Origin of the sequence: Enterobacter sp. N18-03635 (assembly GCF_004006055.1) — a bacterium.
Taxonomy (GTDB): Bacteria; Pseudomonadota; Gammaproteobacteria; order Enterobacterales; family Enterobacteriaceae; genus Enterobacter; species Enterobacter vonholyi.
In genome coordinates, this window is record NZ_CP034769.1 from 1,696,492 (window position 1) to 1,716,532 (window position 20,041).

A 20,041-nucleotide genomic window follows, 5' to 3' on the forward strand; every position below is an offset into this window, starting at 1 on the left:
TCAGGAATCAGTCATAAGGATGGCTGTTTTTGCCGGACACAAATCATAAGCGGAAACGTTTTCGTTTGCACACTTTTCCGTGAAAAAAAAGGGCGCCGCAGCGCCCTTCAGGTTAATCGGTGAAAGGAATGATAATTTCGCCCGGTTTCACCTCTATGCCCTTTGCGTATTTTTTCGCCAGGGCTTCACCCTTGCTTTTGTCTTCACTTAAGACGTACGCGGGCTGCTGGTTAAAATAATTACGCAGCGACTGGTTCAGATAGGGCATCAGGGTTTGCAGAACCGGTGCCATCTTATCCGGAGACACCTGCGCATCGACCACTTCCATCTCCTGCAGGAAAATCGCCCCTTTCTCTTTGTTGAAAACAGGGAGAGCCTTCAGCTTGAGCTTAATGTTGGCTTTCTGATTGCCAAACAGGGAGGACATATCGAGGTCCGCATCACCGGCCAGTGTGACTTTGTTTGGCTCTTCACGTCCGATCTGGCTACTCAGGTTTGTGAGCACGATATGCGCGTCCGCCAGTCCCGGCACGCCAATGTCTTTCGAGAAATTGTTATGTTTTTCCAGCGCCTGATTAATTTCCTGTTCACTGACGGTATATTGCGTGAGCTGGTTACAGCCAACCAGCAGGCCGCTGACAACTAATGCAGCGGCAAAGACAATTTTCTTCATAGTGTTCCTCAACGAAAAATCGGCGCTTCTGTCCTGTTACGCCAGTATGTCAGCGTGAATTGGCAGAAACCAGCAGAAAAAACTGAGAAGTGGGGCGGGAGAGGCTCCCGCCCGAGGGAAAGGCTACGCGCCAGGCTCGAGCATGCCGCTCGCACTGCGTTTCTGGCTGAACTGCCACCACAGGGCGAGTAGCGTCATAAAGCCCACCGCGCCCAGCATCATCCACGGGAGTTCAGGTTGATTTAACGCTTTGCCGGCATCAAACAACCAGCCGCCCCCGGCGTAACCTAATGCACCGCCGAGCGCCAGCCCCAGGCGGCTGAACCCCATATAGCTGCCGCGCGCACGCGCATCCGCAAGCGAGGCGCTCAGCGTTTCGCGGGCAGGCTCGGCGATGATTGAGCCAATATAGAACGTGCAAATCAGCGTAAACAGCTGCTGGAGCGTGTTCACCAGGCCGATCGGCATCATGCTCAGCGTCATCAGAAACAGCCCGGCCATCAGGCGATGTTCCAGACGAAAACGTCGCTCGCTCCAGCGGGCAACTGGATAAAGCAGCGTTAACGACAGGCAGGCTTCAATGGCGTACATCCATTTTACGGCTGCAGGCGTGCCCGCAATATCGTTAACCATGATCGGCAGCATCAGCATGACCTGTACGGCCAGCATGTAGTATCCCGTCAGGGTCAACACATAGGTGACAAAACGCCTGTCGCGCAGGACCCGGCCAAGCCCTTCCCGGACCGGCGCTTTGACCGTCGACAGCTTCCAGGCGGGCAGGAACAGGCCATTAAACAGCGCGCACAGAATAAAGAGCACCGCCCCAGCCGCACAGACCAGACGGAAGTCATACTGCAGCAGCCAGCTTCCCAGCAGGGCGCCGATAACCGCCCCGGCACTGTCCTGCATCATCAGAATCGAGAAGAAACGGCCGCGGTGCTGAGGGCGAATCAGCTTCACCACCAGCGCGGTACGTGGCGGATCGAACAGCGTGCCCCCGATGCCGGAGAGGAAACAGGAGAACCAGAGCAGCCAGGGCTCCTGGGCGACCGCCATCGTGGCAAACCCTGCCGCGCGTAGCAGCATACCGGTAACGATCATCGGTTTAGCGCCAAAGCGGTCGGCGATAGCCCCGCCAAAGACGCCCAGACCCTGCTGGACAAACTGGCGTAGCCCCAGGGCAATGCCGACCATTAATGCCGCCCAGCCCATTTGATCGACAAAGCGGATCGATATAAGGGGAAAAACGACAAAAAAGCCGAGCACGACCAGCATGTTATCGACGAGCAGGAAATATTTACCCAGGCTCCTGGCCTGTGATACGCGGGACATTTTCCCTCCAGGGAAAATAAGATGGTGAGCACGCTAACATTCTGCGGTGTCGCCGCGTTTTTTCCCACCCCCGGGCGTGACAATATTTTTTTATCAAAAGGCTGCTTTGATAGAGAGTTCTCATCGAAAATAGTGAAAAGCGAGCAAAATGGTATGTCACTGTTTTCACAGACGGCGCAGGCGCAGGTATAGTAAAGCTAATGGGTAAGCAGAAGTGACGGGAAGGAGTGGGATCGATGTTTGGCTATCGCAGTAATGTGCCAAAAGTGCGTCTGACAACGGACAGGCTGGTCGTTCGTCTGGTGCATGAGCGTGATGCCTGGCGTCTGGCGGATTATTACGCCGAGAATCGCCAGTTTTTAAAACCCTGGGAACCCGTTCGGGATGAGAGCCATTGTTACCCTTCCGGCTGGCAGGCGCGTCTCAGCATGATTACGGAATTTCACAAGCAGGGCAGCGCGTTTTATTTCGCGCTGCTGGATCCCGAAGAGAAAGAGATTATCGGGATCGCCAATTTTTCAAACGTGGTGCGCGGGTCGTTTCACGCCTGCTACCTTGGGTATTCCATCGGCCAGAAATGGCAGGGGCAGGGGCTGATGTACGAGGCGTTAACGGTGGCGATCCGCTATATGCAACGCACGCAGCATATCCATCGCATCATGGCGAACTATATGCCGCATAATCAGCGCAGCGGCAATTTGCTGGCGCGTTTAGGGTTCGAGAAAGAGGGCTACGCCAAAGACTATCTGCTGATTGACGGAGAGTGGCGCGACCACGTTCTGACGGCGTTAACCACCCGGGACTGGACCGCAGGTCGTTAAGGAGAAAAGATGAAGTATCAGCTAAACGGTACAGAAGCGCGCGTGATTGGGTGCTTACTCGAAAAACAGGTCACCACGCCGGAGCAGTATCCGCTCTCCGTCAACGCCGTGACCATGGCCTGCAACCAGAAAACCAACCGCGAGCCGGTGATGAACCTCAGCGAGCATGACGTTCAGGACGTGCTGGATGCGCTGGTAAAACGCCACTATTTGCGCACCGTCAGCGGCTTCGGCAACCGCGTGACCAAGTACGAACAGCGCTTTTGTAACTCCGAATTCGGTGACCTGAAGTTGAGCAGCGCGGAAGTGGCGGTCATCACCACGCTGCTGCTGCGCGGGGCGCAGACGCCGGGAGAACTGCGCACGCGCGCTTCCCGTATGCATGAGTTCAGCGATATGCAGGAGGTCGAGCAGACCCTGGAAGGGCTGGCTTCTCGCGAAGACGGCCCGTACGTGGTGCGTCTGGCGCGCGAGCCGGGCAAACGTGAAAGCCGCTATATGCATCTGTTCAGCGGCGACGTCGATGTCGCTACCGTGGAGAGCGACGCGGTATCCTCAGCAGGCACAGACACTCTTGCCGCGCGCGTAGAAGCGCTGGAAGAAGAGGTCGCCGGGCTGAAACAGCGTCTGGATGCCTTGCTGGCACATCTGGGAGACTGACGGTGAAAAAATTACGCGTAGGCGTGGTGGGGCTGGGCGGCATCGCGCAAAAAGCCTGGCTGCCTGTTTTAGGTGCGGCGACGGACTGGACCCTGCAAGGGGCATGGTCACCCACGCGAGAAAAGGCAGAACGTATCTGCGAAACCTGGCGCATTCCGTACGCTGCCTCCCTGCAGGTTCTGGCCCGCGAGTGTGATGCGGTTTTTGTGCATACCTCAACGGCAACTCACTATCAGGTGGTGAGCGAGCTGCTCAATGCGGGGGTTCACGTCTGCGTGGATAAACCGCTGGCGGAAAATGTTCCGGACGCGGAACGTCTGATCGAACTGGCGGCGCGCAAAAAACTGACGCTGATGGTGGGCTTCAACCGCCGCTTCGCGCCGCTTTACCAGCAGCTTAAGGCGCAGTCGGGCACGCTTGCCTCGCTGCGAATGGATAAACACCGTACCGACAGCATTGGGCCAAACGATCTGCGGTTTACCCTTCTGGATGATTACCTGCATGTGGTGGATACGGCGCTGTGGCTGACCAACGGTAATGCGCAGCTGAAAAGCGGCACCATCGTGACAAACGATCAGGGGCAAATGGTCTACGCTGAACACCACTTTTCCGTTGAGCATCTTCAGATTACCACCAGCATGCACCGCCGGGCGGGTAGCCAGCGTGAATCCGTGCAGGCGGTGACCGACGGCGCGCTGTACGACATTACGGACATGCGCGAGTGGCGGGAAGAGAAGGGCAGCGGCGTGGTGACGCTCCCGGCGCCAGGCTGGCAGAGCACCCTCGAGCAGCGCGGTTTCGCAGGATGCGCCCGCCACTTTATCACCTGCGTGCATAATCAGACGGTTCCTGAAACGTCCGGCGAGCAGGCCATTATGGCGCAGCGCATTGTAGAAAGGCTCTGGCGCGATGCCATGAGTGAATAACTCGCTGTAACATCTGCGGATAGTAATTCGTTGAAATCCGGGTAGACTAAGCGCCGCTTGTAGGCTTTGCCGGGTGGCGCTTACGCTTGCCCGTCCTGGAAATCCGTATGGTTCTGGAAATTCACGTTAATGAACTTATTAAAATCGCTGGCGGCCGTCAGCTCGATGACCATGTTTTCCCGCGTGCTGGGTTTTGCACGCGACGCCATTGTGGCAAGGGTATTTGGTGCAGGGATGGCCACGGACGCCTTTTTCGTCGCCTTCAAATTGCCGAACCTGCTGCGTCGTATTTTTGCTGAAGGGGCGTTTTCCCAGGCATTCGTGCCCATTCTGGCGGAATATAAAAGCAAGCAGGGTGAAGACGCGACGCGCGTCTTTGTTTCTTATGTCTCCGGATTGCTGACGCTGGCTTTAGCTGTGGTGACCGTACTCGGGATGCTGGCCGCGCCCTGGGTGATTATGGTGACCGCGCCCGGGTTTGCCGATACGGCTGACAAATTTGCCCTGACCTCGCAGCTTTTGCGCATTACCTTCCCCTATATTCTGCTCATCTCGCTGGCTTCGCTGGTGGGGGCTGTCCTGAATACCTGGAACCGCTTCTCTGTACCGGCGTTTGCGCCAACGTTTCTCAACGTCAGCATGATCGGTTTTGCCCTGTTCGCCGCGCCGCACTTCAACCCTCCGGTGCTGGCGCTGGCCTGGGCGGTCACCGTCGGCGGCGTGCTGCAGCTGGCGTATCAGCTGCCGCATCTGAAAAAAATCGGCATGCTGGTGCTGCCGCGCATCAATTTCAAAGATGCCGGGGCGATGCGCGTGATCAAGCAGATGGGGCCCGCCATTCTCGGCGTCTCAGTCAGCCAGATCTCGCTTATCATCAACACCATCTTTGCCTCTTTCCTCGTGTCCGGCTCGGTTTCCTGGATGTACTACGCCGACCGCCTCATGGAATTTCCGTCCGGGGTGCTGGGCGTGGCGCTGGGGACCATTCTGCTGCCGTCGCTGTCGAAAAGTTTTGCCAGCGGCAATCACGATGAATATTGCCGCCTGATGGACTGGGGATTACGTCTCTGCTTCCTGCTGGCCCTGCCAAGCGCGGTGGCGCTGGGTATTCTGGCTAAACCGTTAACGGTGTCGCTCTTCCAGTACGGCAAATTCACCGCTTTTGATGCTGCCATGACCCAGCGCGCGCTGATTGCCTACTCGGTCGGATTGATGGGGCTGATCGTCGTCAAGGTGCTGGCGCCAGGGTTCTACTCGCGTCAGGACATCAAAACGCCGGTGAAAATTGCCATCGTGACGCTGATTATGACGCAGCTGATGAACCTGGCGTTTATTGGTCCGCTGAAGCATGCAGGCCTGTCATTATCGATTGGTCTGGCGGCCTGTCTGAATGCCGGGCTGTTATACTGGCAGCTGCGCAAGCAGGATATTTTCACGCCGCAGCCGGGCTGGGGGAGTTTCCTGGCGCGTCTGATCGTTGCGGTACTGGTAATGTCTGCCGCGCTGCTTGGCATGATGTACGTGATGCCGGAATGGTCCCTGGGCACCATGCCTTACCGTCTGATGCGGCTGATGGCCGTGGTAGGCGTCGGGGTGGTGGCTTATTTTGCCACGCTCGCGGTGCTGGGGTTCAAAGTGAAAGAGTTTGCCCGCCGTACGGCATAAACACCAAAAGGGGAGTTCACCTTATGGTGCTCCCCGCTGCATGATTTGTCGCTCAGGCGTCAAATCGAAATCTTTTTAACTCCCGCAATACGCGCAGTCGCTGTCTGACCATCCGCACCGTACAGTCCGGTTTCTTTATGCGGTTTCAATACCTCAAGCGCCTGCTGGTTACGCTCAATCTGACCTTCCAGTAGCCAGCCGTTGTGCTGATTAAGATCGCGCAGATGCTGGGTTTTTTCGGTAATGGTTTGCCAGCGCTCAATAATATCGTCATTGGCGCTACGCTTAGGATCCTGCTCAGCGCGGCGCTGCTGCTCCAGATAATCCAGCGTCGCCAGGAGTGAACTCTTATCTTCAGTAATACGCTGCAGCGCACTGCCGTTGATGTGACCGGAAGAGAGATGCTGTTGTTCAGCGTCCATTACCGTTTTCAGGTCGTTAAGAACAACCGTCATTTGATCCAGTATTTCTGACAGTCGACTCATACGGTTAGTTACTCTGTAAGAAACTCTGTGCTTCCTGAATCAGGGCGTCAGCGATTTTGCTGGTGTCCATTTTCAGCTCACCGTTACGAATAGCCGTTTTCAGCGCTTCAACACGTTCCATATTGATATCGTTGCTGCCTGGCTGCATCAGTTTTGCCTGCGCGTCGCTCAGGGTAACGCTGGTGCTGTTGGACGTTGACGGTTTTTCCAGACGCGTTTTCTGCGCAGGAGCGTCATTCGTTTCGCGAGGTTGTACAGCGCTTACCGGCTTCAGGGCTGATGTACGATCAATGCTCATAGTGTTGTCCTCATCGAGGGTTCGCGGCGTTTGCGCCTGATATCATCATTAGTGGAATATTTATCGGCACGCGCAGCGAAATCTTTAAAAAGATTATAGGTTAATCAGAATATTCCCATCAGCATCGACGGTTCCGCTCACCACCTGGCCTGAGGACATTCTGACGCGGGCGTTTTGCGCCACCGCGGCATTGTTTAACGCTTTCCCTTCACTGTTGATGCTAAAGCCATCTCCGTTGGCCACCACCATCACCTGTTGACCCGCTTTTACCCGCCATGCCTGACGCAGCATTGAGAGCTGTATCGGCTGGCCGGGGGCGACATCACGCAGGCTGACGGCGTCCTGTGCCTGGTTCATATCGAGCATGGTGCGTGGCGGCAGCTGATCCAGACGCCCGCGTTTTAACGTCACGCTGTTCGTCTGCAGCACGCTGCCGCGCGCAATGGGCACGGCGGCGACAACATAATTGCCCGTCGCCTGAACTGCAACCTGTAAATAGCGTTTTTCGTTGGCGCAGCGTGCCAGCACGTTCACATTCCCCCAGAGCTTTGTGAACCCTACCACGCTGAAGGACGGCTGGTCACACGTCGGGTACAGATTCGGTGGCGTGCGCACGGTAACGGTAACGTCATCGCTAAAGCCTGCCAGTTTTTCAGCAAAAAAAGCCGTCAGCCGATCCTGTAAGCCATCAGCCTGCACCAGAGGACTAAACAGCAAGAAAGCTGCCACCAGGCCACGTTTTAACGTTTGCATCGCAAGTTCCACCGTTTCCAGAGTTGAATGAATTTTACCTGCAGTGGTTTTGCATCAACGCAATAAATAGCGACGCATTTTGCGCTTATTCCGTCGATAGGGGAGACCGGGTGAGATTTAAGCTGTGAACTGAAATTTTGCCATCAGCGGAGGAGACATGCTCGATAAACTCGACGCCGCGTTACGTTTTCAGCAGGAAGCGCTCAACTTACGCGCCCAGCGGCAGGAGATTTTAGCCGCCAACATCGCTAACGCCGATACCCCAGGGTTTCAGGCGCGCGATATTGATTTTTCCAGTGAACTCAAAAAGGTGATGGAGCGTGGACGTGCCGAAGGAACGGGTGTTGCACTCGCCATGACATCCTCTCGCCATATTCCTGCTCAGGCGATGACCGCGCCAGCGACCGATTTACTTTACCGCATTCCCGATCAGCCCTCACTCGACGGTAACACCGTGGATATGGACCGGGAGCGTACGCAGTTTGCCGATAACAGCCTGAAATACCAGACGGGCCTGACCGTACTCGGCGGACAAATCAAAGGCATGATGAACGTCCTGCAGGGGGGGAACTGATAGATGGCCTTGTTGAATATTTTTGATATTGCCGGTTCGGCGTTAACCGCGCAGTCCAAACGCCTGAACGTGGCCGCCAGTAACCTGGCGAACGCCGACAGCGTAACCGGACCTGACGGCCAGCCTTATCGTGCCAAACAGGTTGTCTTTCAGGTCGATGCGGCGCCAGGCGCGGCGACGGGCGGTGTGAAGGTGTCTGATGTGGTAGAGAGCCAGGCGCCGGACAGGCTGGTGTATGAGCCGGGTAACCCGCTCGCGGATGCCAGCGGATACGTGAAAATGCCAAACGTGGATGTGGTGGGTGAGATGGTGAACTCCATGTCGGCTTCCCGTAGCTACCAGGCCAACGTCGAAGTGCTTAATACCGTGAAGAGCATGATGCTCAAAACACTCACTCTCGGCCAGTAAAGGAGACATGCATGTCCATCGCCGTAAATGTGAATGATCCTACGAACTCGGGTGTTAATAACACGAAGAGTACGACGGGTTCTAACTCCCTGACCGGAAGCAATGCCTCCGATCTTCAGGGCAGCTTTCTGACGCTGCTGGTGGCGCAGCTTAAGAACCAGGATCCCACCAACCCAATGCAGAATAACGAACTGACCACGCAGCTTGCGCAGATCAGCACCGTGAGCGGCATTGAGAAGCTCAACACTACCCTCGGTGCCGTTTCCGGCCAGATTGGCAGCAGCCAGTCTCTGCAGGCAGCGAGCCTGATTGGTCACGGGGTGATGATCCCGGGAACCACGATTCTGGCAGGCACCAGCACCACTGAAGGGAACACCACAACAACCACCACGCCGTTTGGCGTTGAGCTGCAGCAGGCGGCGGAGAAAGTTACCGCAACCATTACCGACAGCAACGGCACGGTCGTGCGCACCATTGATATCGGTGAGCTGAAGGCGGGCGTTCACACCTTTACGTGGGATGGCAGCCTGACCGACGGCACTAAAGCACCAAACGGTTCTTACAAAGTAGCGATCAGCGCCAGCAACGGGACGACCCAGCTGGTGGCGCAGCCGCTGCAGTTCGCGCTGGTCCAGGGCGTGATTAAAGGAAGCGACGGCAACAAACTGGATTTGGGAACCTCTGGTTCCACCACACTCGACGAAGTTCGGCAGATTATCTAAGCCTTAACACTTATCAGGAGTAAGTCATGGCCTTTTCTCAAGCGGTCAGCGGCCTGAATGCTGCGGCCACCAACCTGGACGTCATTGGCAACAACATCGCCAACTCCGCGACCTATGGTTTTAAATCCGGTTCTGCTTCTTTTGCAGACATGTTTGCCGGTTCCAAAGTGGGTCTGGGCGTTAAAGTTGCAGGCATCACTCAGGACTTTAGCGACGGCACCACCACCAACACCGGCCGTGGCCTGGACGTTGCCATCAGCCAGAACGGGTTCTTCCGTATGGTCGATTCTAACGGTTCTGTGTTCTACAGCCGTAACGGCCAGTTCAAATTGGATGAAAACCGTACGCTGGTTAACATGCAGGGCATGCAGCTGACGGGCTACCCGGCAGCAGGAACGCCTCCAACTGTTCAGACCGGTGCGAATCCTCAGGCGATTACTATCCCGAATACCCTGATGGCGGCGAAATCAACCACCACCGCCACGCAGCAGATCAACCTGAACTCAACCGATCCTGTTCAAACCGCCCCCTTCGATGCGACCAACCCGGATACCTATAACAAAAAAGGTACCGTGACCGTATTCGACAGCCAGGGTAACGCCCATAACATGTACGTCTACTACGTTAAGACGGCCAACAATAAATGGGATCTTTACACTCAGGACGGCAGCGTTGCGGGTTCTGCTGCGACGAAAGCGGCGCAGATGAACTTTGATGCGAACGGTAACCTGGCGGGTGTCTATAACTACGATGCGGCGGGCGTGCTGAGCGCAGCGCCAAACGCCACGCCGGCCATTAACATCACCACGGGTTCTGTCAGCGGTGCGACGGCGGCGACCTTCTCCCTGAGTTTCCAGAACTCCATGCAGCAGAACACCGGTGCAAACAGCGTGGTGGCAACCAATCAGAACGGCTATAAGCCGGGCGATCTGGTGAGCTACCAGATCAACGACGATGGCACCGTGGTGGGAAGCTACTCTAACGAACAGTCTCAGGTTCTGGGTCAGATCGTGCTGGCAAACTTCGCCAACAACGAAGGCCTGAAGTCTGAAGGCGACAACGTCTGGTCTGCCACACAGTCTTCCGGCGTGGCGCTGCTGGGCACCGCAGGCACCGGTAACTTCGGCAAGCTGACCAACGGCGCGCTGGAAGCCTCCAACGTGGATATGAGTAAAGAACTGGTGAACATGATCGTCGCGCAGCGTAACTATCAGTCGAACGCGCAGACCATCAAAACCCAGGACCAGATCCTCAACACGCTGGTTAACCTGCGTTAAGCGGCTAACAGGAAAGCGCAATGGATCACGCAATATATACCGCGATGGGCGCGGCAAGTCAGACGCTCAATCAGCAGGCCGTTACCGCCAGCAACCTGGCAAACGCCTCAACGCCGGGCTTTCGCGCCCAGCTTAATGCGCTTCGCGCGGTGCCGGTAGAAGGGCTTTCCCTGCCGACCCGTACGCTGGTGACAGCATCAACCCCTGGCGCCGATATGACGCCAGGGCAGATGGATTACACCTCACGCCCGCTGGACGTTGCCTTGCAGCAGGACGGCTGGCTGGCGGTGCAAACGGCGGACGGCAGCGAAGGCTATACCCGTAACGGCAACATTCAGGTGAGCGCGACGGGCCAGCTGACGATTCAGGGGCATCCGGTGATGGGGGAAGCGGGTCCGCTGACCGTGCCGGAAGGCTCTGAGCTCACTATCGCTGCGGACGGCACCATTTCGGCGCTGAACCCGGGCGACCCGGCCAACACCGTTGCGCCCGTCGGACGTCTGAAGCTGGTGAAGGCGGAAGCCAAAGACGTGCAGCGTGGCGACGATGGCATGTTCCGTCTGACCCAGGCGGCTCAGGCGACGCGTGGCGCCACGTTACAGGCCGATCCGAGCATCCGCGTGATGTCCGGCGTTCTGGAAGGCAGTAACGTCAAGCCGGTCGAAGCCATGACCGACATGATCGCCAGCGCCCGTCGTTTTGAAATGCAGATGAAGATCATCAGCAGCGTGGATGAAAACGCGGGCAAGGCTAACCAACTTCTGGCTATGAGTTAACAGGACTCCTTATGATCAGTTCTTTATGGATCGCGAAAACTGGCCTGGACGCCCAGCAAACCAATATGGACGTGATTGCCAACAACCTGGCAAACGTGAGCACCAATGGTTTCAAGCGTCAGCGTGCCGTTTTCGAAGATTTGCTTTATCAAACCATCCGCCAGCCGGGCGCGCAGTCTTCTGAACAGACGACGCTGCCATCGGGTCTGCAGATCGGTACCGGTGTTCGTCCGGTGGCCACCGAACGTCTGCACAGCCAGGGCAACCTGTCTCAGACCAACAACAGCAAGGACGTGGCAATCAAAGGCCAGGGCTTCTTCCAGGTGCAGCTGCCTGACGGGACCTCTGCCTATACCCGCGACGGTTCGTTCCAGGTCGATCAGAACGGCCAGCTGGTGACGGCGGGCGGTTTCCAGGTTCAGCCTGCGATTACCATCCCGGCGAACGCCCTGAGCATCACCATCGGTCGTGACGGTGTGGTCAGCGTGACCCAGCAGGGACAGGCCGCGCCGGTTCAGGTCGGGCAGCTCAATCTGACCACTTTCATGAACGATACCGGTCTGGAAAGCATTGGTGAGAACCTCTACACCGAAACGCAATCCTCCGGTACGCCGAATGAGAGCACCCCGGGCCTGAACGGCGCGGGTCTGCTGTACCAGGGTTATGTTGAAACGTCTAACGTGAACGTGGCAGAAGAGCTGGTGAATATGATCCAGGTCCAGCGCGCGTATGAAATTAACAGTAAAGCAGTGTCGACGACCGACCAGATGCTGCAGAAACTGACGCAACTCTAAGGTGTAGCCCGGTGCGGTAAACGCCGCGCCGGCTCCCTGTTTTCGAAGATGAAGGCAATGCAAAAAAACGCGGCGTTTCGTTATCCGATACTGACTGTTCTGGCTGTCACCCTCAGCGGGTGTGCTTTGATCCCGTCTAAACCATTGGTCCAGGGTGCGACGACTGCCCAACCCGTTCCTGGCCCCGCGCCAGTGGTAAACGGCTCCATTTTCCAGACCGCGCAGCCGATTAATTACGGCTATCAGCCGCTGTTTGAAGATCGCCGCCCGCGTAACGTCGGCGATACATTGACCATTGTGCTGCAGGAAAACGTCAGCGCGAGCAAGAGCTCGTCGGCGAACGCCAGCCGCGATGGCAAAACCAATTTTGGCTTCGATACCGTGCCACGCTATCTGCAGGGCCTGTTCGGCAATGCCCGTGCGGATGTTGAGGCCTCCGGCGGCAACACCTTTAACGGTAAAGGCGGTGCCAACGCCAGCAACACCTTCAGCGGCACGCTGACGGTCACGGTTGACCAGGTACTGGTTAACGGCAACCTGCACGTTGTGGGTGAAAAACAGATCGCCATCAACCAGGGCACTGAATTCATTCGCTTCTCGGGCGTGGTTAACCCTCGCACCATCAGCGGCACCAACACCGTTCCATCTACCCAGGTGGCGGATGCGCGCATTGAGTACGTCGGGAACGGCTATATCAATGAAGCGCAAAATATGGGTTGGCTGCAGCGCTTCTTCCTTAATTTATCGCCAATGTAAGCGAGGTGACCCATGTTTAAATCGATCTTCGCCGTGGCGCTCGCGCTGGTGGCAACATTTGCCCAGGCTGACCGTATTCGCGACCTCACCAGCGTTCAGGGCGTCCGTGAAAACTCCCTGATTGGCTATGGCCTGGTGGTTGGTCTGGATGGTACCGGTGACCAGACCACCCAGACGCCGTTCACTACCCAAAGTCTGAACAACATGCTTTCCCAGCTAGGCATTACCGTGCCGGCGGGAACTAACATGCAGCTGAAAAACGTGGCGGCAGTAATGGTCACCGCGTCCTACCCGGCGTTTGCTCGTCAGGGGCAGACCATTGACGTGGTGGTCTCCTCAATGGGTAACGCCAAAAGCCTGCGCGGCGGTACGCTGCTGATGACCCCGTTGAAAGGCGTCGACAGCCAGGTTTATGCGCTGGCTCAGGGGAATATTCTGGTTGGCGGTGCGGGCGCATCCGCAGGCGGAAGCAGCGTGCAGGTGAACCAGCTTAACGGTGGACGTATCACCAACGGGGCGATCATTGAGCGTGAACTGCCGACCCAGTTTGGCGCGGGCAACACCATCAACCTGCAGCTCAATAATGAAGACTTCACCATGGCGCAGCAAATTGCCGATACCATCAACCGCAGCCGCGGCTACGGTAATGCAACGGCACTCGATGCGCGCACCGTGCAGATCCGTACCTCTACCGGCAGCAGCAACCAGGTGCGCATGCTGGCAGATATCCAGAATATGGAAGTGAACGTTCCGGTTCAGGATGCCAAGGTGATCATCAACTCCCGTACCGGCTCGGTGGTCATGAACCGGGAAGTGTCGCTGGACAGCTGTGCCGTAGCGCAGGGCAACCTCTCCGTAACGGTAAACCGCTCCGCGAACGTGAGCCAGCCGAATACGCCATTTGGTGGCGGTCAGACGGTAGTGACGCCGCAAACGCAGATTGATATGCGTCAGAGCGGCGGGTCGCTGCAGAGCGTTCGCTCCAGCGCCAACCTGAACAGCGTGGTGCGTGCCCTGAACGCCCTGGGTGCAACGCCGATGGACCTGATGTCCATTCTGCAATCCATGCAAAGCGCGGGCTGCCTGCGCGCCAAACTGGAAATCATCTAATGCTGACCGATAGCAAACTGTTGACCAGTGCAGCCTGGGATGCCCAGTCGCTCAACGAACTGAAAACCAAAGCAGGAAAAGACCCAGCGGCGAACATCCGCCCGGTCGCCCGCCAGGTGGAAGGGATGTTTGTACAGATGATGCTGAAAAGCATGCGTGAAACCCTGCCGAAAGACGGGATGTTCAGCAGTGATTCAACGCGTCTCTACACCAGCATGTATGACCAGCAGATTGCGCAGCAGATGACCGCCGGTAAAGGCCTCGGTCTGGCTGACATGATTGTCAAACAGACCGAAGCCGCGCAGGGCATTCAGCCTCAGGATCAGACGCAGCAGGTGCCGATGAAGTTCGACCTGGAAACGGTGACCAGTTATCAGAACCAGGCCCTGACGCAAATGGTGCGTAAAGCGATGCCAAAAGCCACGGGCAGCGGCGATGAGCCGCTCTCCGGTGACAGCAAAGACTTCCTGGCGCAGCTTTCTCTGCCTGCGCGTCTTGCCAGCGAACAGAGCGGCGTGCCGCATCATCTGATTCTTGCGCAGGCCGCGCTGGAGTCGGGCTGGGGCCAGCGCCAGATCCGCAAGGAAAACGGCGAGCCGAGCTTTAACATCTTCGGCGTAAAGGCCACCTCCAGCTGGAAGGGGCCAACAACGGAGATCACGACCACCGAATACGAGAACGGTGCGGCGGTGAAGGTCAAAGCAAAATTCCGCGTCTACAGCTCTTATCTGGAAGCATTGTCCGACTACGTTGGCCTGCTGAGCCGAAATCCGCGTTATACCGCCGTTACGCAGGCGGCGACGGCGGAGCAGGGCGCTCAGGCCTTACAAAACGCGGGCTACGCGACTGACCCGAACTATGCACGCAAGCTCACCAGCATGATCCAGCAGCTGAAATCCATGGGCGAGAAGGTCAGCAAAGCCTATAGCACAGATATTGAAAATCTGTTCTGAAAGTTCTCAAGTCCCGGTGGAGGTTGCCGATAACCTTCATCAGGACTCGTGTCTGAACGTATAAAAGGAACCCCCATGTCCAGTTTGATTAACAGCGCCATGAGTGGCCTCAGTGCTGCGCAGTCGGCACTCAATACCGTCAGTAATAATATTTCAAGCTATAACGTGGCAGGTTACACCCGCCAGACCACGGTGCTGGGCGCATCTAACAGCACGCTGACCGGCGGTGGCTGGGTGGGTAACGGGGTGTATGTCTCCGGTGTCCAGCGTGAGTATGACGCCTTCATCACCAACCAGCTGCGCGCCGCGCAGACGCAGAGCAGCGGTCTGACGACGCGCTATCAGCAGATGTCAAAAATCGACGATGTGCTCTCTGATACCACCAACTCGCTCTCCACCACCCTGCAGGATTTCTTCAAAAGCCTGCAAACGCTGGTGAGCAACGCGGAAGACCCGGCTGCACGTCAGACGGTGCTGGGTAAAGCGGGTGGTCTGGTCAATCAGTTCAAAACCAACGATCAGTATCTGCGCGATCAGGATACGCAGGTCAATACCGCCATTGGGACCAGCGTGTCTCAGATCAACAACTATGCCAAACAGATTGCGAACCTGAACGATCAGATCTCTCGTCTGACCGGCGTCGGCGCGGGCGCATCGCCTAACGATCTGCTCGACCAGCGCGATCAGCTCGTCAATGAGCTGAACAAAATCGTCGGCGTGGAAGTGTCTGTTCAGGATAGCGGTACGTTTAACATCTCTTTCGGCAATGGTTACAGCCTGGTTCAGGGCAGCAAAGCCAACCAGCTGGCTGCCGTGAAGTCGAGTGCAGATCCGGCTCGTACCACCGTGGCCTATGTCGACGACGTAGCGGGTAATGTCGAGATCCCGGAGAAGATGATTACCACCGGTTCTTTGGGCGGTTTACTGACCTTCCGCACGGAAGATCTTGATAAAGCTCGTAACACCCTGAACCAGATGGCGCTGGCCTTTGCAGATTCAATGAACACGCAGCATGAAGCCGGCTTTGATGCGAACGGTGATGCGGGCGGTAAGCTGTTCAACTTCGGTTCTCCGGCGGTCCTGTCCAGCAGCAAGAACGGCGGTTCGGCGGTTGTTACGGCTTCTGTAGCGGACAGCAAGCAGGTCCAGGCGACAGACTATAAGCTGCAGTTTAACGGCACTGACTGGACGGTTACCCGTACTTCAGACAAAACCAGCTTTACGATGAGCCCGGATGCCAGCGGCAATCTTTCGTTTGATGGCCTTAACGTCAACGTGAGCGGTACGGCAAACACCAAAGACAGCTTTACCGTGAAGCCTGTTTCCAACGTCATCATGAACATGGAACTCGCGATCAGCGACGAGTCCAAGCTGGCGATGGCATCGGTGCAGAACGGCGGCGAGAGTGATAACCGTAACGGCCAAAAACTGCTCGATCTGCAAAACGGCAAAGTGGTGGGGGGAAACAAAACCTTCAACGATGCGTATGCCTCTCTCGTCAGTACCGTCGGTAGCTCAACGGCGTCACTGAAGGTGAGCAGCCAGACGAAAGCCAACGTGGAGACGCAGTTAATCAAGCAGCAGCAGACCATCTCTGGGGTAAACCTCGACGAAGAGTATGGCAATTTGCAGCGTTATCAGCAGTATTACCTGGCTAACGCCCAGGTTCTCCAGACTGCCAGTACGCTCTTCGATGCAATTATCAACATTCGTTAAGGTTGAGGTGAACAATGCGTATTAGCACCCAGATGATGTACGAGCAGAACATGCGTGGGATCACCGATTCCCAGAGCAGATGGCTGAGCTACGGTGAGCAGATGTCCACCGGCAAGCGCGTCAATCGTCCTTCGGACGATCCTATCGCCGCGTCGCAGGCCATCGTTCTGTCACAGTCTCAGTCGCAAAACAGCCAGTTTGCGCTCGCGCGTACCTTTGCAACGCAGAAGGTCTCGCTGGAAGATAACGTGTTAACCCAGGTCAACACCGCGATCTCGAGCGTGCGCGAGAAGCTCGTTTATGCGTCGAACGGCACGTTAAGCGATGACGACCGTCTTTCTCTGGCGACCGATATTCAGGGGATCCGCGATCAGCTTATGAACCTGGCCAACACGACGGATGGTAATGGTCGCTTTATCTTTGCGGGATACAAAACCGAGAGCGCACCGTTTGATGCCGCGACCGGGGATTACAACGGCGGCGCAGAGGCCATCACGCAGCAGGTTGATACGGCGCGAAATATGACCATTAGTCATACCGGCCAGCAAATTTTCGAAAGCATTACCAGTAATGCAGAACAGCTGCCGGGCGGTGGATATGGCCAGACGAACATGTTCAAAATCCTGGATTCTGCCATTGCCTCGCTGAAGACGCCGATTGAAAACGATCCGGCTGCTGCAACTGCGCAAAGCCAGGTGATTGCCAATGCGCAAATCGGAATCAAAAACTCCCAGAACAATGTCCTGACGGTCGTTGCGGATGTGGGAACCAAGATGAACGAGCTGGAAAAACTCGATACGCTGGGTGATGACCGCGCGCTGGGTCAGACCAAGCAGATGAGCGACCTGGTGGATGTTGACTGGAACGAAGCGATTTCCTCTTACACCATGCAGCAGGCGGCCTTGCAGGCGTCTTATAAAGCGTTTAGCGATATGCAGGGCATGTCTCTGTTCCAGCTGAACAAATAACATCTTGACCTCTTGGAACATGTCTTGAAACTGGGCATGTTTTACTGCCCAATCCGCCTGGATTGGGCATTTTTTTTATGCAACTTCTGCTGATGCGGAGGCGACACGCGCGCTTTCAATCAGACGAATTGCCAGTGCAATGACGCCACAGACTGTCGCCAGCGCGACCACACCCGTCCAGCCAGCCAGCGAGTAGATATTGCTGCCTAACGCGGAACCCAGCGCCATCCCGATAAAGACCACCGTAAAGAGCAGGGCGTTGAGACGACCCCGAGCCTGTGGTTCAAGGCTGTATACCAGATTCTGGTGAGCGACCAGGCTTGACTGCAGACCCAGGTCGAACCCGACGGCAGAGATGGCGATCAGAATCAGCTGTCCATGAACGCCCAGCGCGGGCATCAGGAACATCAGGGCAAATGAGACGGTCACCAGAACGGCACCAAGCTGCGTGACTTTTCCTGCGCCCAGTTTGTCCGCCAGACCCCCTGCCAGCGGGGCAGCTAACGCACCGGCGGCACCTGCAATACCAAAACCACCCGCTACGGCACTGCCCAGGTTATAGTGCTCAAGCAGCATGACCGCAAGCGTAGACCAGAAGGCGCTAAAGGCAATCGACAGAAAGCCCTGAGCCAGCGCCGCACGGCGCAGCGCCGGATAGCGACGCCACAGGTGTTCCATTGAGCGCATCAGCGCGGGGTAGCTCAGCGTGGAGTGAATGGCAAAACGGGGAAGTACAAACCACATCATCACGCCGATGAACGCAATGCTCGCCGCCGCCAGCTGGTACATGACGCGCCAGCCAAACGCTTCACCCACCACGCCGCTCACGGTTCTTGATAATAAGATACCCATCAGCAGCCCGGTCATTACCGTGCCCACGGTTTTCCCCTGTTTACCTTCCGGCGCAAGGATGGCCGCGGCAGGGACGATATCCTGTGCCATGGTGGCGGCCATGCCGATGAGCAGGCTTGCCAGCAGCAGAGAGTGGATCTGCCCGGTCAGGCTACAGCCGAGAAGAAACAGCGCCAGCGCCGCACTCTTTATCAGGATTAACGTCCTGCGGTCGTGGCGATCGCCGAGCGGAAGCAGGAACAGGATCCCCAGGGCATATCCCGCCTGGGTGAGCGTCGGGACCATGCCCATTCCTTCGATACTCAGATGAAGGTCTGCGCCCATCAGCGGCAGCAGAGGCTGAGCATAATAGATTGATGCCACGCTGAAACCTGCACCGATCGCCAGCATTAAAATCACCCAGCGGCTCACGGCATGGGCGGCGGTTGTTGTGTTCATAAGAAGTTCCTCATTCGTCGTGTGAGGCTATTTTTTATCAGTACGCCTTGCGACGGTAGCGGGCACGGTGGTAAAACGCTTATACGTTGAACGTATAAATGAAAAAGCAATGAAAAGAGCTGAGCGTATAGACAGGGTGGAGCTAATGCGGACGTTTGTTCGCATCGTGGAGGCGGGTTCCCTCTCTGCGGCTGCACGGCAGCTGGCCACCACCCAGGCCACTGTGAGCAGACGGTTACAGTCGCTTGAGACCATGCTGGGCGTACGCCTGATATTGCGCACCACCCACACGACGCGGCTGACGGATGACGGCGAGCGCTGCTATCAGCACGCCCGTCGGGTGATTGACAGCTGGCTGGCGCTGGAAGATGAGGTGGGGCAGACGGAAGATGAGCCGGTAGGCGTGCTGCGGGTGCGCGCTCCCCACGCGTTTGGTCAGGATCAGCTTCTTAAACCCGTAACCGAATTTTTGCAACGCTATCCGCAGCTTTCGATTGAGTGGATGCTCAACGACAGGTCGGCGGATTTCCTCGGCGACAACCTGGACTGTGCTATTCGGGTAGGCGTGGAGGTCGATCCGGCGACCGTGTCCGTGCTGCTGGCGGAGGTGCCGCGCTCGGTGGTGGCTTCACCGGCACTGCTGGCCCGTTTTCCAGCGGTTACCACGCCGGAGGATTTGCAGCAGTTTCCCTGGATAGCCATCAGCTCTTTCTACCAGCGCCACGTGGAGCTTTTTCACGATACTTCGCCCGCCACCGCGCGGATTGCTATTACGCCACGGCTAAGTACCGACAGCCTGTATGTCGCACGTAACACTGCACTCACCGGGCTTGGCGTGGCGGTGGTCTCCAGCTGGACGGTACAGAACGATATTCAGGAAGGGCGGCTGGTGCACTTGCTGCCGGAGTGGCAGCCAGCGGCGCTACCGGTGCATCTGGTTTATCCCTGGTCCCGTTATTATCCGGCACGCTTGCGGCGTTTTCTGGAGTTGATGCGGCAGGTCATGCCGGAGGTGACCGGGATGAGGAAGCCCGTGCAGCAGCCATAAAAAAAGCCGACCTTAAGGTCGGCTTTTTACTTTCAG

At 56.8% G+C, this 20,041-nt stretch carries 22 protein-coding genes; 16 read left to right on the forward strand and 6 right to left on the reverse strand.

Annotated elements, in window-relative coordinates:
- Positions 1–112: 112 nt before the first annotated feature.
- Positions 113–673 (reverse strand): lipoprotein, encoded by a 561-nt coding sequence (locus tag ELK40_RS08785; RefSeq protein ID WP_127730376.1) that lies wholly within the window; start codon positions 671–673, stop codon positions 113–115.
- A gap of 123 nt (positions 674–796) precedes the next feature.
- Positions 797–2,005 (reverse strand): multidrug efflux MFS transporter MdtH, encoded by a 1,209-nt coding sequence (mdtH, locus tag ELK40_RS08790; RefSeq protein WP_127730378.1) that lies wholly within the window; start codon positions 2,003–2,005, stop codon positions 797–799.
- Between the two features lie 236 nt (positions 2,006–2,241).
- Here mdtH and rimJ point away from each other — a divergent pair, with 236 nt between their 5' ends.
- The 4 genes from rimJ (at position 2,242) to murJ (ending at position 6,077) form a co-directional block, all read left to right on the forward strand.
- Complete coding sequence (gene rimJ / locus ELK40_RS08795) at positions 2,242–2,826, forward strand: ribosomal protein S5-alanine N-acetyltransferase (RefSeq protein ID WP_008500822.1); 585 nt, start codon at positions 2,242–2,244, stop codon at positions 2,824–2,826.
- 9 nt (positions 2,827–2,835) lie between these two features.
- A complete protein-coding gene (locus tag ELK40_RS08800) occupies positions 2,836–3,486 on the forward strand; it encodes a YceH family protein (RefSeq protein ID WP_115874722.1) in 651 nt (216 codons plus the stop codon).
- Between the two features lie 2 nt (positions 3,487–3,488).
- Positions 3,489–4,412 (forward strand): Gfo/Idh/MocA family oxidoreductase, encoded by a 924-nt coding sequence (locus ELK40_RS08805; RefSeq protein ID WP_127730380.1) that lies wholly within the window; start codon positions 3,489–3,491, stop codon positions 4,410–4,412.
- Between the two features lie 129 nt (positions 4,413–4,541).
- On the forward strand, positions 4,542–6,077 hold the full coding sequence (gene murJ, locus ELK40_RS08810) for a murein biosynthesis integral membrane protein MurJ (RefSeq protein ID WP_127730382.1): 1,536 nt from the start codon (positions 4,542–4,544) through the stop codon (positions 6,075–6,077).
- Positions 6,078–6,136: 59 nt separating this feature from the next.
- On the opposite strand, the gene flgN is transcribed toward murJ, so the two are convergent.
- The 3 genes from flgN to flgA form a co-directional block, all read right to left on the reverse strand.
- Positions 6,137–6,562 (reverse strand): flagella biosynthesis chaperone FlgN, encoded by a 426-nt coding sequence (flgN, locus tag ELK40_RS08815; protein WP_008500818.1) that lies wholly within the window; start codon positions 6,560–6,562, stop codon positions 6,137–6,139.
- Positions 6,563–6,566: 4 nt separating this feature from the next.
- Positions 6,567–6,860 carry a flagellar biosynthesis anti-sigma factor FlgM gene (flgM, locus tag ELK40_RS08820; RefSeq protein ID WP_023311133.1) on the reverse strand — a complete coding sequence of 98 codons (294 nt, stop codon included), beginning with the start codon at positions 6,858–6,860 and terminating at the stop codon, positions 6,567–6,569.
- Between the two features lie 93 nt (positions 6,861–6,953).
- A complete protein-coding gene (gene flgA, locus ELK40_RS08825) occupies positions 6,954–7,613 on the reverse strand; it encodes a flagellar basal body P-ring formation chaperone FlgA (protein ID WP_115874724.1) in 660 nt (219 codons plus the stop codon).
- 157 nt (positions 7,614–7,770) lie between these two features.
- On the opposite strand from flgA, the gene flgB reads away from it, so the two are divergent.
- From flgB to flgL, 11 genes are all read left to right on the forward strand, one after another.
- Positions 7,771–8,187 carry a flagellar basal body rod protein FlgB gene (flgB, locus tag ELK40_RS08835; RefSeq protein ID WP_023311135.1) on the forward strand — a complete coding sequence of 139 codons (417 nt, stop codon included), beginning with the start codon at positions 7,771–7,773 and terminating at the stop codon, positions 8,185–8,187.
- 3 nt (positions 8,188–8,190) lie between these two features.
- Positions 8,191–8,595 (forward strand): flagellar basal body rod protein FlgC, encoded by a 405-nt coding sequence (gene flgC / locus ELK40_RS08840; protein ID WP_008500814.1) that lies wholly within the window; start codon positions 8,191–8,193, stop codon positions 8,593–8,595.
- Positions 8,596–8,606: 11 nt separating this feature from the next.
- On the forward strand, positions 8,607–9,317 hold the full coding sequence (flgD, locus tag ELK40_RS08845) for a flagellar hook assembly protein FlgD (protein WP_111965533.1): 711 nt from the start codon (positions 8,607–8,609) through the stop codon (positions 9,315–9,317).
- Between the two features lie 26 nt (positions 9,318–9,343).
- The gene (flgE, locus tag ELK40_RS08850; protein WP_111965534.1) at positions 9,344–10,594 is read left to right on the forward strand and encodes a flagellar hook protein FlgE; all 1,251 of its coding nucleotides are present in this window, start codon (positions 9,344–9,346) and stop codon (positions 10,592–10,594) included.
- A 20-nt stretch (positions 10,595–10,614) separates the two neighbouring features.
- Positions 10,615–11,370: a flagellar basal body rod protein FlgF gene (locus ELK40_RS08855; RefSeq protein WP_033145205.1), complete on the forward strand. Its 756-nt coding sequence runs from the start codon at positions 10,615–10,617 to the stop codon at positions 11,368–11,370.
- A gap of 11 nt (positions 11,371–11,381) precedes the next feature.
- Positions 11,382–12,164 carry a flagellar basal-body rod protein FlgG gene (flgG, locus tag ELK40_RS08860; protein ID WP_008500810.1) on the forward strand — a complete coding sequence of 261 codons (783 nt, stop codon included), beginning with the start codon at positions 11,382–11,384 and terminating at the stop codon, positions 12,162–12,164.
- A gap of 57 nt (positions 12,165–12,221) precedes the next feature.
- Complete coding sequence (gene flgH, locus ELK40_RS08865; protein WP_023311139.1) at positions 12,222–12,920, forward strand: flagellar basal body L-ring protein FlgH; 699 nt, start codon at positions 12,222–12,224, stop codon at positions 12,918–12,920.
- Positions 12,921–12,932: 12 nt separating this feature from the next.
- Positions 12,933–14,030, forward strand: a complete 1,098-nt coding sequence (locus ELK40_RS08870; protein ID WP_029740346.1) for a flagellar basal body P-ring protein FlgI — start codon at positions 12,933–12,935, stop codon at positions 14,028–14,030.
- On the forward strand, positions 14,030–14,983 hold the full coding sequence (gene flgJ / locus ELK40_RS08875) for a flagellar assembly peptidoglycan hydrolase FlgJ (protein WP_047061570.1): 954 nt from the start codon (positions 14,030–14,032) through the stop codon (positions 14,981–14,983). The genes ELK40_RS08870 and flgJ overlap by 1 nt, the downstream gene beginning before the upstream one ends.
- A 75-nt stretch (positions 14,984–15,058) precedes the next feature.
- Positions 15,059–16,699 (forward strand): flagellar hook-associated protein FlgK, encoded by a 1,641-nt coding sequence (gene flgK, locus ELK40_RS08880; protein ID WP_111965536.1) that lies wholly within the window; start codon positions 15,059–15,061, stop codon positions 16,697–16,699.
- A gap of 14 nt (positions 16,700–16,713) precedes the next feature.
- Positions 16,714–17,667: a flagellar hook-associated protein FlgL gene (gene flgL, locus ELK40_RS08885; RefSeq protein WP_033145208.1), complete on the forward strand. Its 954-nt coding sequence runs from the start codon at positions 16,714–16,716 to the stop codon at positions 17,665–17,667.
- Positions 17,668–17,742: 75 nt separating this feature from the next.
- On the opposite strand, the gene ELK40_RS08890 is transcribed toward flgL, so the two are convergent.
- Positions 17,743–18,957: an MFS transporter gene (locus ELK40_RS08890; RefSeq protein WP_127730384.1), complete on the reverse strand. Its 1,215-nt coding sequence runs from the start codon at positions 18,955–18,957 to the stop codon at positions 17,743–17,745.
- Between the two features lie 109 nt (positions 18,958–19,066).
- Here ELK40_RS08890 and ELK40_RS08895 point away from each other — a divergent pair, with 109 nt between their 5' ends.
- Entirely contained in the window at positions 19,067–20,005 is a 939-nt protein-coding gene (locus tag ELK40_RS08895; RefSeq protein WP_127730386.1) for a LysR family transcriptional regulator, read from the forward strand.
- Positions 20,006–20,041 lie beyond the last annotated feature (36 nt).

What these genes read in the sequence shown, in the direction of transcription:
- ELK40_RS08855 (WP_033145205.1), top strand. Translation starts at nt 10,615, where the DNA reads ATGGATCACGCAATATATACCGCGATGGGCGCGGCAAGTCAGACGCTC.
- rimJ (WP_008500822.1), top strand. Translation starts at nt 2,242, where the DNA reads ATGTTTGGCTATCGCAGTAATGTGCCAAAAGTGCGTCTGACAACGGAC.
- ELK40_RS08800 (WP_115874722.1), top strand. Translation starts at nt 2,836, where the DNA reads ATGAAGTATCAGCTAAACGGTACAGAAGCGCGCGTGATTGGGTGCTTA.
- murJ (WP_127730382.1), top strand. Translation starts at nt 4,542, where the DNA reads ATGAACTTATTAAAATCGCTGGCGGCCGTCAGCTCGATGACCATGTTT.
- flgH (WP_023311139.1), top strand. Translation starts at nt 12,222, where the DNA reads ATGCAAAAAAACGCGGCGTTTCGTTATCCGATACTGACTGTTCTGGCT.
- flgM (WP_023311133.1), bottom strand. Translation starts at nt 6,860, where the DNA reads ATGAGCATTGATCGTACATCAGCCCTGAAGCCGGTAAGCGCTGTACAA.
- flgE (WP_111965534.1), top strand. Translation starts at nt 9,344, where the DNA reads ATGGCCTTTTCTCAAGCGGTCAGCGGCCTGAATGCTGCGGCCACCAAC.
- flgC (WP_008500814.1), top strand. Translation starts at nt 8,191, where the DNA reads ATGGCCTTGTTGAATATTTTTGATATTGCCGGTTCGGCGTTAACCGCG.
- flgB (WP_023311135.1), top strand. Translation starts at nt 7,771, where the DNA reads ATGCTCGATAAACTCGACGCCGCGTTACGTTTTCAGCAGGAAGCGCTC.
- ELK40_RS08785 (WP_127730376.1), bottom strand. Translation starts at nt 673, where the DNA reads ATGAAGAAAATTGTCTTTGCCGCTGCATTAGTTGTCAGCGGCCTGCTG.
- mdtH (WP_127730378.1), bottom strand. Translation starts at nt 2,005, where the DNA reads ATGTCCCGCGTATCACAGGCCAGGAGCCTGGGTAAATATTTCCTGCTC.
- flgG (WP_008500810.1), top strand. Translation starts at nt 11,382, where the DNA reads ATGATCAGTTCTTTATGGATCGCGAAAACTGGCCTGGACGCCCAGCAA.
- ELK40_RS08890 (WP_127730384.1), bottom strand. Translation starts at nt 18,957, where the DNA reads ATGAACACAACAACCGCCGCCCATGCCGTGAGCCGCTGGGTGATTTTA.
- flgN (WP_008500818.1), bottom strand. Translation starts at nt 6,562, where the DNA reads ATGAGTCGACTGTCAGAAATACTGGATCAAATGACGGTTGTTCTTAAC.
- flgK (WP_111965536.1), top strand. Translation starts at nt 15,059, where the DNA reads ATGTCCAGTTTGATTAACAGCGCCATGAGTGGCCTCAGTGCTGCGCAG.
- ELK40_RS08870 (WP_029740346.1), top strand. Translation starts at nt 12,933, where the DNA reads ATGTTTAAATCGATCTTCGCCGTGGCGCTCGCGCTGGTGGCAACATTT.
- flgA (WP_115874724.1), bottom strand. Translation starts at nt 7,613, where the DNA reads ATGCAAACGTTAAAACGTGGCCTGGTGGCAGCTTTCTTGCTGTTTAGT.
- flgL (WP_033145208.1), top strand. Translation starts at nt 16,714, where the DNA reads ATGCGTATTAGCACCCAGATGATGTACGAGCAGAACATGCGTGGGATC.
- ELK40_RS08895 (WP_127730386.1), top strand. Translation starts at nt 19,067, where the DNA reads ATGAAAAGAGCTGAGCGTATAGACAGGGTGGAGCTAATGCGGACGTTT.
- flgJ (WP_047061570.1), top strand. Translation starts at nt 14,030, where the DNA reads ATGCTGACCGATAGCAAACTGTTGACCAGTGCAGCCTGGGATGCCCAG.
- flgD (WP_111965533.1), top strand. Translation starts at nt 8,607, where the DNA reads ATGTCCATCGCCGTAAATGTGAATGATCCTACGAACTCGGGTGTTAAT.